This window comes from Nocardia spumae (genome assembly GCF_020733635.1).
Lineage (GTDB): Bacteria > Actinomycetota > Actinomycetes > Mycobacteriales > Mycobacteriaceae > Nocardia > Nocardia spumae.
Map to the genome: position 1 here is coordinate 3,255,773 of NZ_JAJFZL010000001.1, position 16,582 is coordinate 3,272,354.

16 protein-coding genes are annotated in these 16,582 nt (G+C 69.5%); 6 read left to right on the top strand and 10 right to left on the bottom strand.

Annotation, left to right across the window (positions count from 1 at the left end; all coding sequences use genetic code 11):
* Positions 1-2 precede the first annotated feature (2 nt).
* Genes pgl through tkt form a run of 5 tightly spaced genes read right to left on the bottom strand, consistent with a single transcriptional unit; the run spans position 3 to position 6,478 of the window.
* A complete protein-coding gene (gene pgl, locus LKD76_RS14500) occupies positions 3-734 on the bottom strand; it encodes a 6-phosphogluconolactonase (protein ID WP_227981853.1) in 732 nt (243 codons plus the stop codon).
* Complete coding sequence (gene opcA / locus LKD76_RS14505) at positions 727-1,635, bottom strand: glucose-6-phosphate dehydrogenase assembly protein OpcA (RefSeq protein WP_227981854.1); 909 nt, start codon at positions 1,633-1,635, stop codon at positions 727-729. Before opcA ends, pgl begins: the two co-directional genes overlap by 8 nt.
* On the bottom strand, positions 1,632-3,194 hold the full coding sequence (gene zwf, locus LKD76_RS14510) for a glucose-6-phosphate dehydrogenase (RefSeq protein WP_227981855.1): 1,563 nt from the start codon (positions 3,192-3,194) through the stop codon (positions 1,632-1,634). Before zwf ends, opcA begins: the two co-directional genes overlap by 4 nt.
* 5 nt (positions 3,195-3,199) lie before the next feature.
* Entirely contained in the window at positions 3,200-4,330 is a 1,131-nt protein-coding gene (gene tal, locus LKD76_RS14515) for a transaldolase (protein ID WP_227981856.1), read from the bottom strand.
* A gap of 3 nt (positions 4,331-4,333) precedes the next feature.
* Complete coding sequence (tkt, locus tag LKD76_RS14520) at positions 4,334-6,478, bottom strand: transketolase (RefSeq protein WP_227981857.1); 2,145 nt, start codon at positions 6,476-6,478, stop codon at positions 4,334-4,336.
* A 436-nt stretch (positions 6,479-6,914) separates the two neighbouring features.
* On the opposite strand from tkt, the gene LKD76_RS14525 reads away from it, so the two are divergent.
* Positions 6,915-7,901: a heme o synthase gene (locus tag LKD76_RS14525; RefSeq protein WP_227981858.1), complete on the top strand. Its 987-nt coding sequence runs from the start codon at positions 6,915-6,917 to the stop codon at positions 7,899-7,901.
* Between the two features lie 64 nt (positions 7,902-7,965).
* On the opposite strand, the gene LKD76_RS14530 is transcribed toward LKD76_RS14525, so the two are convergent.
* Positions 7,966-9,132: a hypothetical protein gene (locus LKD76_RS14530; protein ID WP_227985506.1), complete on the bottom strand. Its 1,167-nt coding sequence runs from the start codon at positions 9,130-9,132 to the stop codon at positions 7,966-7,968.
* Positions 9,133-9,278: 146 nt separating this feature from the next.
* A complete protein-coding gene (locus LKD76_RS14535) occupies positions 9,279-10,523 on the bottom strand; it encodes an FAD-dependent monooxygenase (RefSeq protein ID WP_227981859.1) in 1,245 nt (414 codons plus the stop codon).
* Positions 10,524-10,757: 234 nt separating this feature from the next.
* Here LKD76_RS14535 and LKD76_RS14540 point away from each other — a divergent pair, with 234 nt between their 5' ends.
* Entirely contained in the window at positions 10,758-11,015 is a 258-nt protein-coding gene (locus LKD76_RS14540; RefSeq protein WP_227981860.1) for a hypothetical protein, read from the top strand.
* A gap of 4 nt (positions 11,016-11,019) precedes the next feature.
* Here the strand turns inward: LKD76_RS14540 and LKD76_RS14545 are convergent, their stop codons facing one another.
* Positions 11,020-11,985 (bottom strand): quinone oxidoreductase family protein, encoded by a 966-nt coding sequence (locus LKD76_RS14545; protein ID WP_227981861.1) that lies wholly within the window; start codon positions 11,983-11,985, stop codon positions 11,020-11,022.
* Positions 11,986-12,068: 83 nt separating this feature from the next.
* Here LKD76_RS14545 and LKD76_RS14550 point away from each other — a divergent pair, with 83 nt between their 5' ends.
* From LKD76_RS14550 to LKD76_RS14560, 3 genes are read left to right on the top strand one after another with little or no spacing between them, the layout of a single operon-like run.
* A complete protein-coding gene (locus LKD76_RS14550; RefSeq protein ID WP_227981862.1) occupies positions 12,069-12,419 on the top strand; it encodes a hypothetical protein in 351 nt (116 codons plus the stop codon).
* A complete protein-coding gene (locus LKD76_RS14555; protein WP_227981863.1) occupies positions 12,371-13,216 on the top strand; it encodes a transporter substrate-binding domain-containing protein in 846 nt (281 codons plus the stop codon). The genes LKD76_RS14550 and LKD76_RS14555 overlap by 49 nt, the downstream gene beginning before the upstream one ends.
* Before the next feature lie 34 nt (positions 13,217-13,250).
* On the top strand, positions 13,251-14,123 hold the full coding sequence (locus tag LKD76_RS14560; protein ID WP_227981864.1) for a class I SAM-dependent methyltransferase: 873 nt from the start codon (positions 13,251-13,253) through the stop codon (positions 14,121-14,123).
* Between the two features lie 6 nt (positions 14,124-14,129).
* On the opposite strand, the gene LKD76_RS14565 is transcribed toward LKD76_RS14560, so the two are convergent.
* Positions 14,130-14,393 (bottom strand): FmdB family zinc ribbon protein, encoded by a 264-nt coding sequence (locus LKD76_RS14565; protein WP_227981865.1) that lies wholly within the window; start codon positions 14,391-14,393, stop codon positions 14,130-14,132.
* Positions 14,394-14,502: 109 nt separating this feature from the next.
* On the opposite strand from LKD76_RS14565, the gene LKD76_RS14570 reads away from it, so the two are divergent.
* Positions 14,503-15,561, top strand: coding sequence for a phosphotransferase (locus LKD76_RS14570; RefSeq protein ID WP_227981866.1), 1,059 nt, complete (start codon positions 14,503-14,505; stop codon positions 15,559-15,561).
* 13 nt (positions 15,562-15,574) lie between these two features.
* Here LKD76_RS14570 and LKD76_RS14575 read toward each other — a convergent pair whose 3' ends face one another.
* Positions 15,575-16,549 (bottom strand): COX15/CtaA family protein, encoded by a 975-nt coding sequence (locus LKD76_RS14575; protein ID WP_227981867.1) that lies wholly within the window; start codon positions 16,547-16,549, stop codon positions 15,575-15,577.
* Between the last annotated feature and the right edge of the window lie 33 nt (positions 16,550-16,582).

The following is a 16,582-nucleotide window of genomic DNA, read 5'->3' on the forward strand; positions in this document are numbered from 1 at the left end:
CCTCAGGCCAGTTCGGCGGCCGCGCTCTCGTCCAGCAGCCACGTCGTGGTGTGGCTCCCGTGCGCACCGGCCGCCGGGATGTCGAGTGGGGAGGCGCCCGCCAGCGCCGCGGCGACCGCCTCGGCCTTGGCCGCGCCGCCGACCACCAGCACCACATGCCGGGCCTGGGCGACCGCGGGCAGGGTCAGGGTAACCCGCACCGACGGCGGCTTCGGCGAATCCGTCACGGCGACAACGAGTTCGTGTTCCTCGGCGACCGCAGCGGTGTGGGGGAACAGCGAATTCACATGTCCCTCGCCACCCATCCCGAGCAGATGCAGATCGAATGCGCCGTGCTCGGCGAGGTGGGCGTGGAGGGCGGTGGAGTATTCGGCGGCGGCCTCCACCGGATCCGGATACTCGCCGTCGGAGGTCGCGACCGGATGCACCCGGGCGGGATCGACCGGGACATGATCCAGCAGTGCCCGCCGCGCCTGCAGTTCGTTGCGTTCGGCGTCGCCGGCCGGTACGAACCGCTCATCGCCCCAGAACACGTCCAACGTGCCGAAGTCGATGGCGCCGGGAGATTTCCGCACGAGTTCGAGGAGTCCGATTCCGGTACCGCCGCCGGTGAGTACCACCGAGGCCGAACCGCGCTCGGCCTGTGCGGCGGTCACGATCTCCACGAATCGCGCCGCGGCCGCGGCCACCAGTTCCTCGGTCCCGGCGAACACCTCGACCTGTGGCTTACTCATAGACCACCTTCTCGATTCCGGCCAGGGCCTCGGCATAGACTTCGTCGGCGTCGAGTCGCCGCAATTCCTCGGCGAGACAATCCTTGGTTTCCCGGCGCGCGAGTGCGAACGGCTGATCGGGTTCACCGGTCCGGCTGAGAGTGGCGGTGCGGCCGGTCTGCGGGCGCATGATGCCCACCGTCACCGACGGTCGATGCAGCTCGACCTTCAGCTCACCGATACGACGCCGGATCGGGCAGTCCAGTCTGGCGGCGAGCCAACCCGCCAGGATGTCGAGTGCCGGCTCCTCCGCCAGTCCCGAGACCGTCACCGATTCGATCGGCTCGTACGGCGGCACATCCAGGGCCGAGGCCAGCAGCGCACGCCAGAACGTGATGCGGCTCCACGCCAGATCGGTATCGCCCGGTGCGTAGGAATCCAGGCGCCGGGTGATCGCGACGCGTGGATCGGGAGCATACGTGGCGTCGGTGATGCGGCGAATCGCCAAGCGGCCCACCGAATCCCGCGACGGAAAATCCGGAGCCCCGCGCGGCCACCAGGCCACCACCGGAGTGTCGGGCAGCAGGAACGGGATCACCACGCTGCTCTCGTTGTTGACCAGCTCGCCCTGCAGCCGGAGCACTATCACCTCGGCCGCCCCGGCGTCACCGCCGACCCGGATCTGGGCGTCCAGCTTGGTCTCGGCGAACCGGTCCCCGCGGGCGAGCACGATCACCCGGCAGGGGTGTTCGCGACTGGCGTCGTTGGCGGCGTCGATGGCGTCCTCGGCCTCGGAGGAGTCGAGGGTGCACACCACCAGCGTGAGCACCCGGCCCATCGCGATGACCCCGTTGCTCTCCCGCAGGCTGACCAGGCGTTTGGTCACCTCGCGGGTGCTGGTGTCGGGCATGTCCACGATCATGGCCGCCGCCATTCGCGCCCGGTGCGGGCGAGCATCTCGTCGGCCGAGGGCGGGCCCCAGGTGCCCGACTCGTAGGGTTCGGGCATACCGCCGGCTGCCCAGTGATCGAGTACGGGATCGAGGATGCGCCAAGCCAATTCGACCTCCTCGTTGACCGGGAACAGCGAGGGTTCGCCGAGCAGTACGTCCAGGATGAGGCGCTCGTAGGCCTCGGGGGAGGACTCGGTGAACGATTCTCCGTAGCTGAAGTCCATGTTGACGTCGCGGACCTCCATGCTGGATCCGGGCACCTTCGACCCGAACCGCATGGTGATGCCCTCATCCGGCTGCACCCGGATGACCAGTGCGTTCTGCCCCAACTCCTCGGTCATCGTCTGATCGAAGGGCAGATGCGGGGCGCGTTTGAACATGACCGCGATCTCGGTCACCCTGCGGCCCAGTCGTTTTCCGGTGCGCAGGTAGAACGGCACCCCGGCCCAGCGGCGGGTGTCGACGTTGAGGGTGATCGCGGCGTAGGTCTCGGTGCGCGAGTTCGGATCGAAACCGTCCTCCTCGAGCAGGCCCACCACACGTTCACTGCCCTGCCATCCGGCCTCGTACTGGCCGCGGGCGGTGGTCTCCTCGAGGGGTTCGACCAGTTTGGTCGCCGAGAGCACCTTGATCTTCTCGATCTGCAGCTGCCGCGGCTGGAAATTGACCGGATCCTCCATCGCCGTCAACGCCAGCAATTGCAGCAGATGATTCTGGATGACATCACGGGCGGCGCCGATTCCGTCGTAATAGCCCGCGCGACCGCCCAGGCCGATGTCCTCGGCCATCGTGATCTGGACATGGTCGACGTAGTTGGCGTTCCAGATCGGTTCGAACAGTTCGTTCGCGAAACGCAGCGCCAGCAGGTTCTGGACCGTTTCCTTGCCGAGGTAGTGGTCGATGCGGAAGACCGTCTCTTCCGGGAAGACCCGGTTCACCAGCGCGTTGAGTTCCTGTGCGCTGTGCAGATCGTGCCCGAACGGCTTCTCGATCACCACCCGTCGCCACGGCTGCGGCTTACCCGGCCCCGGATCCGGCGGATTGGCCAGTCCGGTACGGGAAAGCTGTTCGAGCACAACGGGAAACGCGTTCGGCGGAATCGACAGATAGAACGCGTGGTTGCCGCCGGTGCCGCGCTCGGCGTCGAGCTTCTTCAAGGTCTGCGCGAGGGTCCCGAAGGCGGCGTCGTCGTCGAAGGTGCCCTGGACGAACCGGATACCTTCCGACAGCTGATCCCACACCTCCTGCCGGAACGGGGTGCGCGCGTGCGCCTTGACCGCCGCGAGGACGACCTTGGCGAAGTCCTCGTCGGCGTAGTCGCGCCGGGCGAACCCGACCAGCGCGAAACCCGGGGGCAGCAGCCCTCGGTTCGCGAGATCGTAGATGGCCGGCATCAGCTTCTTGCGTGACAGATCGCCTGTCACCCCGAAGATCACCATGCTGCACGGGCCGGCGATCCGGGGAAGCCGCTTGTCGCGCTCCTCGCGCAGCGGATTCCCCGGGGCGGCCGTCTTCTTCTGACCGGCCATCGCGGTCAGTTGCTTCCGGTGCTCTTCAACTCGGCGGTCGTCGCGGTGAGCAGTTCCTCCCACGACTTCTCGAACTTCTCCACACCTTCACGCTCGAGGACGGCGAAGACGTCGTCGAGGTCGACGCCGGCGGCGGTGAGAGCGTCGAAGACGCCCTGCGCCTCGGCCGCGGTGCCCGATACCGTGTCGCCGCGCAGCTCGCCGTGGTCGGCATAGGCCTCGAGCGTCTTCTCCGGCAAGGTGTTGACCGTATTCGGCGCCACCAGCTCGGTGATGTACATCGTGTCGGGGTAATCCGGATTCTTCACACCCGTCGAGGCCCACAGCGGCCGCTGACGGTTGGCGCCACCGGAGGCCAGATGCGAGTACGTGGAGGTGTGCTCGCCACCGTCGAAGACATCCTGGTACGCGGCATAGGCCAAACGTGCGTTGGCGATTCCGGCCTTACCACGCAGCGCCAGTGCCTCCGGCGTTCCGATCGCGTCGAGACGCTTGTCGATCTCGCTGTCGACCCGGGAGACGAAGAACGACGCGACCGAGTGGATGTGGGCGATGTCGTGCCCGGCGATGCGGGCCTTGCGGACACCGTCGAGGTAGGCGCCCATCACGCTGCGGTAGCGCTCGACGGAGAAGATCAGCGTGACGTTGACGCTGATGCCCTCGGTGATCACCTTGGTGATCGCGGGCAGGCCCTCCTCGGTGGCCGGAATCTTGATGAACAGATTCGGCCGGTCGACGATCTTCCACAGCTCGACCGCCTGCGCGACGGTCTTGTCGGCGTCGAATGCCAGCCGCGGGTCGACCTCGATCGACACCCGGCCGTCCACCCCGCCGGTGGCCTCGAAGACCTCGCCCAGCACATCGCAGGCCGAGCGCACATCGTCGGTGGTGATGGTGCGGATCGCGGCGTCGGCATCGGCGCCCTGGGCGGCGAGCTCCTTCACCTGATCGTCGTAGGTGTGGCCCTGGCTCAAGGCGCCCTGGAAGATGGTCGGGTTGGTGGTGACGCCCACGATGCTGCGGGTGGCGACGAGCTCGGCCAGGTTACCCGAGCGGATCCGGTCGCGTGACAGATCGTCGAGCCATACCGATACGCCGGCCTTCGACAGTTCGGCGAGATTCTCGTTCTGTGCCATTGGTTATCCCTTCACCTTGGCGAGTGAGCGCTGCGCGGCGTCGACGACAGCTTCGGCGGTCAGGCCGAACTCGCGGAACAGGACCTTGTACGGGGCCGAGGCACCGAAGTGCTCGATCGAGACGTTCTCACCGTCGCTGCCGGTGAAGCGGTGCCACGGCATCGCGATACCGGCCTCGACCGTGACGCGGGCGGTGATCTGCGGGGGCAGTACCTCGTCGCGGTAGGACTGATCCTGCGCGTCGAACCATTCCACGCACGGCATGGACACCACCCGGGTGCCGATGCCCTGCTCCTCCAGGGTAGTGCGCGCGGCCACGGCGAGCTGGAGTTCGGAACCGGTGGCGATCAGGATCACCTGCGGTGTGGCGGTGGAGGATTCGGCCAGGATGTAACCACCGCGCGAGACGCCCTCGTAGGAGGTGCCCTCCTGCGTCGGCACGTCCTGGCGGGTCAGCGCGAGCGCCGACGGACCGTCGGTGTGCGGGTGGTCGGCGGGCACGAAATGCGAGTGCTGCTCGGCGCTTTCGAGTTCGAGGATCGTGCGCCAGGCGTACACGGTCTCGTTGGCGTCGCCGGGTCGCACCACGTTCAGGCCGGGGATGGCACGGAGCGCGGCCAGGTGTTCGATCGGCTGGTGGGTGGGACCGTCCTCACCCAGGCCGATGGAGTCGTGGGTCCAGACGTAGATCGCCGGCACCCGCATGAGCGCGGCCAGCCGGACGGCGGGGCGCATGTAGTCGGAGAACACCAGGAAGGTGCCGCCGTAGGGACGGGTCGGGCCGTGCAGGGCGATGCCGTTGAGGATCGAACCCATCGCGTGTTCGCGCACGCCGAAGTGCAGGGTGCGACCGTAGGGCTGCGCTTTCCACATACCGGTCGAGATCGACTCCGGACCGAAGGAGGGCACACCGGGCATCGTGGTGTTGTTGGATTCGGCGAGGTCGGCCGAACCGCCCCACAGTTCCGGCAGCACCGGCGCCAGCGCGGCCAGTACCTTGCCCGAGGCCTTGCGGGTGGCCATTCCCTTCTCGTCGGCCTCGAACGAGGGCAGCGCCTCGGCCCAGCCCTGCGGGAGGCGGCGCTGCTCGAGGCGGTCGAACAGAGCCTTGTTCTCGGTGTTGGCCTGGGCCCAGGCGTCGTAGGCCTCCTGCCAGGCGGCGCGGGCGGACTTGGCGCGATCGGCGGCGTTACCTCGGGTGTGCGCGATGACCTCGTCGTCGACGGCGAAGCTCTGGTCCGGATCGAAGCCCAGTGCCTTCTTGACCCCGGCGACCTCGTCGGCGCCCAGGGCGGCGCCGTGCGCGGCGCCGGTGTTCATCTTGGTGGGCGCCGGATAGCCGATAATGGTGCGGAGCAGGATGAACGACGGCTTGTCGGTGACCGCCTTGGCGGCCTCGACGGCCTCGAGGATGCCGGTGACGTTCTCCCCGCCCTCGACGATCTGCACGTGCCAGCCGTAGGCGCGGTAGCGCTCGGCGGTGTCCTCGGTCAGCGCGATCGAGGTGTCGTCCTCGATGGAGATCTTGTTGTCGTCGTAGAAGACGATGAGATTGCCCAGCTGCTGGGTGCCCGCCAGCGAACTGGCCTCGGAGGTCACGCCCTCTTCGATATCGCCGTCGGAGGCGATGACGTAGATGTGGTGGTCGAACGGGCTGGTGCCCTGCGGTGCGGCCGGGTCGAACAGGCCGCGCTCGCGGCGGGCGGCCATCGCCATACCGACCGCGGAGGCCAGGCCCTGGCCGAGCGGACCGGTGGTGATCTCCACACCCTTGGTGTGACGGAACTCCGGGTGGCCGGGGGTGAGCGAACCCCACTGCCGCAGATGCTTCAGGTCGTCGAGCTCGAGCCCGATACCCGACAGGTAGAGCTGGATGTACTGGGTCAGGCTGGAATGCCCGCACGAGAGCACGAATCGGTCGCGGCCGACCCACTCCGGATCGCTCGGGTCGTACCGCAGCACCCGCTGATAGAGGGTGTAGGCCAACGGCGCCAGGCTCATCGCGGTACCGGGATGGCCGTTGCCGGCGTTCTGGACCGCGTCGGCGGCCAGGACACGAACGGTGTCGACCGCTCTGGTGTCCAATTCGGTCCAGTCGGCCGGATGTGCGGGCTGGGTGAGGGCGCGGATGTCGTCTGTGACTGACACGACCGAGGTTCTCCTGACCTTCTCGTGTGTGCAACGGCGGCTTGCGGGCTGTACCCACCACCCTAGAGGTCGCCTGATCGCCGTGAGTGGGGAACCCTTCGCCCGCACCCCGTGCGGGAGCTCGGGGTTACGGTGAATGATGACAGCGCTCGAGGCCGCGGTGTGCACCGATTCCGCACAGCGGCCCACGGCGAATGTGTGACGTGCGACGTAGGTCCGGCGGCGGGGGAGCCGATCGCCTGCGGCAGGGGCGGTTTCGCGACGGGTGGGTGCCGGAGCACCATGTGCGAGGGTCTACCATCGTCTGTAGTAGAGGCTGCGCCGCCCGCGCCGCGCTCTGCGGTGACAGCGGAAACGGCTGCGCGCGCGATGGTCCGCGCCGCCGCCGGACCGCTGGTTCCCTACCGGATCGATGCACCACCTGCGAGGAGAAACAGTGCGGATTGGGCAACAGCCGGGTGATGCGCATGGTTCCTCCGCGACGGCGCTCGCCGACCGTGTCCAGGGCAGTGGCCCGCTGTCGGCGCTGACCCGCCGGGTGCTCGCCTACATCGCCCTGACCAAGCCGCGCGTCATCGAGCTGCTGCTGGTCGCCACGATTCCGACCATGTTGCTCGCGGACCGCGGCCATGTCGACATCCGGCTCATCGTGGCCACCCTGTTCGGCGGCTGGATGGGCGCGGCCAGCGCCAATACGCTCAACTGTGTCGCCGACGCCGATATCGACAAGGTGATGAAGCGGACGTCCAAACGTCCGCTCGCGCGCGAGGCGGTGCCGACGCGCAACGCCTTCGTCTTCGGCGTGCTCCTGGGCGCGGGCTCGTTCGCCTGGCTGTGGTGGCAGGCGAATCTGCTGTCCGGGCTGCTCGTGGTCGCGACCATCCTGTTCTACGTCTTCGTCTACACCCTGGGCCTCAAGCGACGGACCTCGCAGAACGTGGTGTGGGGCGGTGCGGCCGGATGTATGCCGGTGCTCGTCGGCTGGTCGGCGGTCACCGGGACCATCGGATGGCCCGCGGTCGCGCTGTTCGCCGTCATCTTCTTCTGGACGCCGCCGCACACCTGGGCGCTGGCCATGCGCTACAAGGACGACTACCGCGCCGCCGGGGTGCCGATGCTGCCGGTGGTGGCGACCGAACGCGCGGTCACCAAGCAGATCGTGGTCTACACCTGGTTGACGGTGCTGGCGACCTTGGCCCTGATTCCCGCGACCGGGGTGGTCTATGCCGCCGTGGCCATCGTGGCGGGCGCCTGGTTCCTGCTGATGGCCCATCAGCTCTATTCCGGTGTGCGGCGCGGTGCGTCGGTGAAACCGCTGCGACTGTTCCTGCAGTCGAACAACTACCTGGCCGTCGTGTTCTGCGGGCTGGCCGTGGACTCGGTCCTCGGCTGGCACACCATCGGCTCCACGCTGTTCGGCTGACGCCGATCTCTCGGTGATCCTTCCCCCCGGATCTCGGTCGGCCCGAGACCGGGGGTCGTTCGTGTCAGCCGGGGCAGCCGGGCTGGAACGGGTAGCAGGCGCGGCCGGGCGTCTGCGCCGGCACACTGAGTTCCGGGGCGGGGGTGTAATGCGTACTCGTCGTCGCGGTGTGATCGGTGGCCGGCCCGTGGGCCGGGCCGGTGTCACTGCGGCCACCCGCGGTGCACATGGCGACCGCGGCCAGCACCACCACCAGCAGGCCGAGCAGGACGAGTGGAACCACACCGCGGCGGCCGCCTCGCTGCGGCGGGGGCGCGGCCGGGCGTGGATCGAAGGGCACCGAATACGGCTGCTGATGCTGCTGTGCGTAGCCCGCTTCGGGCCGGGGCGGCACCGGCTGTCCCGGGAATCCGCCCGGCCCGCCGGTGGGCGGACCGGGCACCGGTCCCGGACCGGGCGCGGGCTGCCGCTCCGGGCCCGGCCGTGCCATCGATACCCCGCCCTGACCGGGCATGGCGGCGCCGACCGGCACGGGTGCGCCGCTGGGCACCGGGGCGCGGCCGGACCTACGTGAGGGGCGCGCCGCGCCGGGCGGGGCGGGCGGGGGAGTGCGCACGGTCTGGGCCGGGAAGCCCGCGGCGGTCAGGTCCGAATGAGTTGCGGCGGCGGCGAATCCGAACGCGCCGAGAGCCTGGGCGACCTGCGTCGCGTCCCAGGTGTCGGGCGCATCGGCGGTGATCCGGGCGAAGTAGCTGCGCAGCGCGGCCGGTCCATCGCCGAGGACGATATCCATGCCGTCGGGCAGATCGCCCTTGTCGAGGGTGACCCTGCTGCCGAGTTGCGGCATGACCAACACCATCCCGGTGACGCCCACCCGCTCGCGTCCCGGCGCGGCGCGCAGCAGCTGCGCGATCTCACCGGTGCGCGCGCGGATCTCGGTCATCGGTTCGGTGCCGGCCTCGGTGCCCGCCAGTGGCGCGATCCGGTCGCCGATGGTCCAGGGCCGGTAACCGGAGACGGCCAGGGTGCCGCTCGCCCGCTCGGTGAAATCCTTGATCACCACGACGACGCAGGTCTTGGGCGTCCACACGATCACGTCCGCGGCTCCGGCCGCGACCACGGCGATACCCGGTAGTGCGTGTGCGCCGGTCCAGGTCTTGAGCCAGTTCGCCACCGTCCGTTCGGAATTGGACAGCCGCGACGGATCGTCGTTGCGAACCTTCACCAACATCTGGATCAACCCCTGACCGATGCCTGCTGTGCCGGCCGCCCGCAACGGCCCGCGCGATCACGGTACGAGGGTACGGCGAAGCGGGCGAATCGGCTTGGGCGGCAGCACAGATCATCCACTATCGATGCGGCGGGGTCGTCGGCGGGTCACCCTTGCCGATGCCAGGCCGGATATCCGTCCGGCCGGACCAGTACCCGGGTGCCGTCGGTGGCGGCGTAGTCGGCGAAGGCGTGACCGCCGGTCGCCACCAGTTGATCGGGCTCGGCCGGTGTCCCTGGTGCGACGATCGAATATGCCCGCAGCCCTGCCCCTTCCACGCTGTGATCCGGTGTGCCGAACGACAGGTGTGTCGCGTGCGGGTCTCGGAACAGGTCGAACAGCCGCACGCTCGATCCGTCGGCCCGGTGCGGCGGGGCATCGGGTGCGCGATCTCCGGCGGTGAGCACACCGGTGTCGGCCGGGGCGCGGTAGCTGATGCCGAGCTGATGGGTCTCCGGGCCGCGCTCGAGCGCGGCCTCGCGGCCGTCGAGGTGTTTGTCGAGTAGTTCCGCGCTCAGGCCGAGTACACGCTGGGCCACTCCGCGGCGTTCGGATTCGTAGGTGCCCAGCGGTCGCTCGTCGCCGTCGAGGGCCGCGGCCAGTTTCCAGCCGAGGTTGTAGGCGTCCTGGATACCGGTGTTCATGCCCTGCCCGCCGGTCGGCGGGTGGGCATGGGCGGCGTCACCGGCGAGCAGGACCCGTCCCGCGCGGAAGTGCCGGGCCAGGCGAATGTTGGGCCGCCACAGCGTCGACCAGATGGGCTCGCCGATGGTGATGCCGGTGCGGCCCGACATCCGATCCACATACCCCTGCAACAGCTCGCGAGACGGTTCGGCGGCCTGACCCAGCGGGGCCGCGAACTGGAACAGGGCGCCGCCCGGCAGTGGGGTCAGTGCGATCCCCTCGGTCGGAGCGTCCGCGGGGGCGAACCAGTAGCCGAAATCATGATCGAGCCCGTCGGCGGTGACGTCACCGAGCAGCATGCGGAGGGATTCGTCGGTGGTGCCCTCGAACGCGATGCCCAGGGCGCGGCGCACCGTGCTCGCCCCGCCGTCGGCGCCCACGAGATGGTCCGCGATCACCGTTTCGGTCCCGTCCGCGGTGGCCAGGGTGCCACCGATGTGGATGCGCATGAGCGGAGGTGGCGTTGCCGCGGCCAGGATCGCGTCGAGGACGCCGAGATCGTCGAAGACCTCCAGGGTGCGGGGCTGTATTCCGTCGCCCCGCGATCCGGAGAAGGGCGTCTCGGCCTTGTCGGCGACGCGCACGGCGATCCCGCGGCGCGCGAGGTCGATGGCGAGGGTGAGTCCGGTCGGACCGGCTCCGGCGATCAACACCGAGATCGTCGACATCACCACGGCCGCCGGGCGCTCGGCGGGGTCGTTCTACAACCACTGCGCCGGCAAGGAGCAGCTCCTGCAGGCGCTGCTGGAAGACTTTGCCGCGGAAGGGATTCCTCTGCCGAGGACAGTGCCCACGATCCGGACTTCACCAAGCCCGACGCGGTCGGTTTCCATATCGAGCAGTACTGGACGTTCGCGCGCCGGCATTGGCCGGTGCTGCGGGCGGTCGCGCAGGCGGCTCTCGTGGACGAGGATTTCGCGCGGCCGGCGAGCAGATTCGGGATGGCCCAGCTGGAGGAGGTCGCCGATCACCTCGACGGATTCGACGCGGCCGGACTCCGGCTGCCCGGCACGCCCGAATTCAGTGTGGCGATGATGTTCCCGCTCGTACGGGCGGTGGTCGAGGCCGTCGAGGAGGGTGCGATCGACCTCGGGGACGAGCAGGCGGTCGCCGCGCTCACCCGATTCGTCTACCGCGGTCTCACCGGCCGCGACTACTGAGCGATCAGGGCACCAGCACGATCGAACCGGTGGTGCGGCGCGCTTCCAGATCTCGATGGGCCCTTGCCGCGTCGGCGAGCGGATACTCCGCGCCGATCCGCAGCCGCAGCGAACCGCCGGCGATGGCGTCGAGGACATCGCCCGCGCGCCAGACCAGTTCGGCCCGGTCCCGGGTGTAGTGGGCGAGTGTCGGCCGGGTGACGAACAACGATCCGGCCGGATTGAGCCGCTGCAGATCGAACGGCGGCACCTGACCGCTGGCGGCGCCGAAGAGCGCGAGCATGCCGCGGATGCGCAATGACGCCAGACTCGCTTCGAAGGTCGCCGCACCCACGCCGTCGTAGACCGCCGCCACGCCCGCGCCGTCGGTCAGCTCGCGAACCCGCTGGGCGAGATCGTCGCCGTAGCGCAGCACGTGGGCGGCGCCGGCGCCGCGGGACAACTCCTCCTTGGCATCGGTGGAGACCGTGGTGATCACCCGGATATCGCGGGCCGCGGCCAGCTGGGTCAGCAGCAGGCCCACTCCGCCGGCGCCGGCGTGGACCAGAATCGTCTCCCCGGGCTCGGGCTTGTAGACCGATTCGATCAGATAGTGCGCGGTCATGCCCTGCAGCAGCGCCGAGGCCGCGACCGCCGCGGGCACCGCATCCGGTACCGCGACGGCTACCGCCTCGTTCACGGCGACCCGTTCGGCGTAGCTGCCCGGCGCGGCCGCCCACGCCACGCGATCACCGACGGTGAAATCGGTCACCTCGGAGCCGATCGCGGCGACCACGCCGGTGCCCTCCGACCCCGGAATGTAGGGCACCGCCTGCGGATAGGTCCCGGTGCGGATATAGGTGTCGATGAAATTGACACCGGCCGCCTCGGTGTCGACGAGCAGCTGATTCGGCCCGATGACGGGATCGTCGACCTCGGTCGCGACGAGGACTTCGGGACCGCCGTGTTCGCTGACCTGGATGGCGCGCATGGAATCCAGTTCTACACCCGCGCCGGGGCCGGGCCACCGGTAGGGCGGCGAGGCGTCGACTACCGGGCGGTAAACTCGCCGTCATGAGCGAAACCGCCACCGCGGCCCCGGTGCAGCCGTCCTCCGCCGTCATCGATTCGGTCAAGAAGTTCGTCGCCGAACACGGTGGCTCCGGAACCGCCGTACTGCAGCAGATCGGCCGGGTCGGGGTCCGCATCACCCTCGTCGGCGCCGATGGTGTGCTCGGCGATCGGGTGGTCGCGGATCTGGCGACCGCCAAGGCCGTGGTCGAGGCGGTCGACGGCCTCGCCGAGACCGAGCACTGGGATCGTGATCTGAGCGCCGCGGCCACCCCGGCCAAGGGACACTGGGCGCGGATGGCCGGATGGGTCGCCCATCAGACCCGGTTCCCGAAGGCGCGCAACGAGCGCTGACCCCGGCCGAGGTAATTGTGGTGATGCGATCGCGGGTGATCGCGGCCGCGACGGGTGCGGTAGCGGCGCTGCTGGCGCTGGTCGCCCCGGCGCGAGCACAGGCTCCGGATGCGTTGCGCGTGTGTACGACAGGCGATTACCCGCCCTATTCGGTGACCGACGGCCAGGGCGGCTATCGCGGCATCGATATCGATCTGGTGCGCGATATGGCCGATGCGCTGCACCGGCAGGTGCGTTTCGTGCCGACCAGCTGGTCGTCGATGGGTGCCGACTTCGGCTCGCGCGCTTGTGATCTCGCGGTCGGCGGCATCTCCGACTCCGCCGCGCGGCGGTCCTACGCCGATTTCTCGCTGAGCTACGGCACCGATGGTAAGGCGCCGATCGTGCGGGCCGCCGACGGCGACCGGTACGCCACTGTCGCGGAGATCGATCAGCCGCAGGTCAGGGTGATCGTGAATCGTGGTGGTACCAACGAGCAGTTCGCTCGCGCCCACTTCCCGCACGCGCAACTGACGGTGTGGCCGGACAACGTGACGATCTTCGATCAGATCTCGGCCGGTCGCGCCGATGTCTTCGTCACCGACTCGGTCGAGGGCCGCTATCGTGCCCGGCAGCATCCGGATCTGCGTGTGCTGCACCCCGAGGCGCCGTTCGACTCCTTCGGCAAGGTGTTCCTCGTGCCGAAGAACGATGCCCTCACCCTGCTGATGGTGAACGGCTGGCTGGCGAGCCGCCTCGCCACCGGCGATATCGACCGCCGGTTCGACGCGTGGATCGGGCCGCACGCCACCGCCTGAGCGCCGGGCGCGGCCGACGACGATAATCGGCGGGGTGACGGATAAACCGGCGAGCCGGACCGCGGTCCTGGTATGTCAGGGCCGGGCGGTGGCACACGACCGACTGGCGATCGGCGCGTTCTCCGATCCGATTGCGGCACAACTGCTTCGCGAGGACGAACGCGAAGCGGTGCGGCGCGCGCGGGCGGGGGAGCCGCCGCGGGGCTGGCGTGACCGGCTCGAATACGAGATGCTCACCGCGACCGCCGCGGTACTGGCGACCCGGACGGCCGTCATCGACGATGCGATTCGCGCGGGCGGTGCCGGCCAGCTGGTGATTCTCGGCGCCGGCCTCGACGGGCGAGCCTGGCGGATGAGTGAACCGGCGGCCGAGGTCTTCGAGGTCGATCATCCTGCCTCACAAGCGGATAAGCGTGAGCGTGCGGCGGCACTGTCGCCCGTCGCGAAGTCGCTCACCCATGTTCCCGTGGAATTCGGCCGCGACGATCTGGGCGCGAGGCTGGCCGACGCGGGCCATCGGAACGCGGTAGCCACCACCTGGATCTGGGAAGGGGTGCTGCCGTATCTGACCCAGGCCCAGGTCGAGTCGACGCTGGCGATCGTCGCCGCTCGCAGTGCGCCGGGCAGCCGGCTGATCGCGACCTACCCCACGCCGAATCGGTTCGCCGGGCTCGGCCGCGCGGGGATGCGGATCTACAGCACGCTGACCGGTGCTCGCGATCCGCTGGCAGACGAACCACATCTGTCGGCGTGGTCACCGGCCGAGATGGACGCGCTGCTGACCCGGTTCGGGCTCACCGTGACCTCCGATGTCGAATTGATCGAGGTGGCCCGCCGGCTCGAGGTGCCGGCGCACCGGTCGCGAGCCTACGGACTGGGCCGCGTGGTGATCGCCGACCGGGAGTAGCCGGGATCAGCCGCAGCAGCCGCCGCCGCAACAACCACCACCGGCGGCCGGGGCGGCGGGCGCGGCGGGCGCGGCCGATCCGGTGATGGCGACGGTGGTGAGCAGTTTGACCGTGTCCCGGTGACCGCCCGGACAGATCGCCGGGTCCCCGGATTCGCTCATGGGCCGGGTCAGTTCGAACGACTCCGTACATTCCCGGCAGCGGTAGGCATAGGTCGGCATGGATGAATTATGTCCCAGCTCCGGCACCTGTGGTCGCGGGGTGAGCATCGGCCGTTCCTGTTGTCCGGCCGCGCATATTTCGCTTCGGCCCGGTGTATCCCGTGTTACCGTCCCGGACAAGTGTCCGGCCTTATGTCCGGGCGGAGGGAGTGCGGAGATGTCGGCAACCTCGGGCGTCGTGGTCGACGCCGGGCAGATCTCACCGGATTGGCTGACCAACGCGCTGTCGGCGCCGGTGCGGGCGGTGACCGCGACGCCGGTCGGCACCGGGCAGATCGGTTCGGTCTTCCGGCTGGAGATCACCGGCGACGCCGCGCCGCGGCGCCTGATGGCGAAACTGCCTGCGGCCGATCCCGCCGCGCGCGCGATGCTGGCGGGCGCGTATCGGCAGGAGATCCGCTTCTACACCGAGATCGCGCCGACCGTCGCGGTGCGCGTCCCCGGCTGCCGATACGCCGAATTCACCGCGGGCGGCGCGGAATTCACCCTGTTGCTCGACGATCTGGCCCCCGCTCGCCAGGGTGACCAGTTGTCGGGATGCTCGGTGGCGCAGGCTTACGCGGCGGTGCGCAACCTCGCCGGGTTGCACGGACCGCGCTGGTGCGACCCCGCGCTGGCCGACATCGACGGACTCGACCCCAACGGCCCGGCCGAGGCCGAGGCGCTGGCCGAATTGTACGGTCCCGCAACGGAGATCTTCCTCGAGCGGCTGGGGGAGCGGCTGGCGATCGAGGATCACGCCACCTTGCGCGGCTGTGTGCCCGATATCGCGGCGTGGCTCCTCGCGGCACCGGAGCGGTTCGCCCCGATCCACGGTGACTACCGGCTCGACAATCTGATGTTCGGCGCGGCCGGCGACACCGGCGACGTCGAAGTCTGGGCGGTGGACTGGCAGACGCTGGGAATCGGGCTGCCGGCGCGCGACCTGGCGTATTTCATCGCCACGAGTCTGGAACCCGAAGATCGGCGAGCACACGAAGACGACCTCATCGAGGCGTATCACGGTGCTCTGAGCGCGCACGGTGTCACCGGATACACCCTCGAGTGCTGCCGGGCGGATTACGGCTTCGCGCTGGTGCAGTGCCCGCTGGTGGCGGTATTCGGCGCCGCCTACGGCACTCCGACCGCGCGCGGCGAGCAGATGTTCGCCGCGATGGTCCGCCGCAGCTGTGCCGCGATCCGCGACTGGGACGCGATCGGGCGACTGCCCGGATGAGTCCGGGCCCGGATCAGGCCGGGTGTGGCGCCGCCTCGGGCGCGGGTGCGGTGACCTGTTCGCGGACCCGCATCGATGCCCACAGCGCGGCGGTGGCGGCGATACAGGCGGTGGCGCCGCCGACGTGGAACACGACCAGTGCCGCCGGAACGTGGGTGAAGTACTGGACGATGCCGATCAACGCCTGTGCGCAGACCGTCGCGATCACCACGATCAGCCGGACGCGGATCGCGCGGGTCATGCCGACCGCGGCCAGGCCGAAGCTCAAGCCGACGAGCAGCGCCAGATACGCCACCAGCATTTCGGCGTGCGCGTGGACCAGGGTGACGATCTCGACCTGCAGCCGTGCCACCGGTCGCTCCACGCTCTTGTCGCCGGCGTGCGGGCCGGCGCCGGTCACCAGGGTGCCGGCGATGAGGGTGCCGGTCATCGCGACCGCGGTCAACGCCGTGAGCCAGCGCAGCGGGGCGGGAACCTGCACCACGTCGACGCCGTCGTCCGGTTCGCCGACCTTCGCGAACAGCAGGGTGGCCAGCCACACCATCAGCATCGAGGCGAGCAGGTGGACCGACACGGTCCACCAGAGCAGACCGGTGCGCACGGTGATGCCGCCGATCACGGCCTGCAGCACCGTTCCGCCGGGCATCAGCCAGGCGTAGACGAGCACCTCCCGCCGCCGCCGGGCGCGCACCACAGCCAGCACCACCAGCGCGGCGCACAGGGTGACGGCGAAGGTCAGCAGCCGGTTGGAGAACTCGACCGCCTGGTGCAGCGCCGGCACCTCGGCATGAGCGACGGGGGTGAAACTGCCGGGGAAGCACTGCGGCCAGGTCGGGCAGCCCAGTCCGGAGGACGTGACGCGCACGACCGCGCCGGTGACCGAGATTCCGGCCTGAGACAGGATCACCGCGAGCGCGATGATCCGCTGCACCCGCGGAGAGGGCAGCGGCAGAAAGTCGACGAGTCGCACAAACGCGCGTGACAGCACGAAACGATGGTAGACGCAGCCGGATCGGCGCCC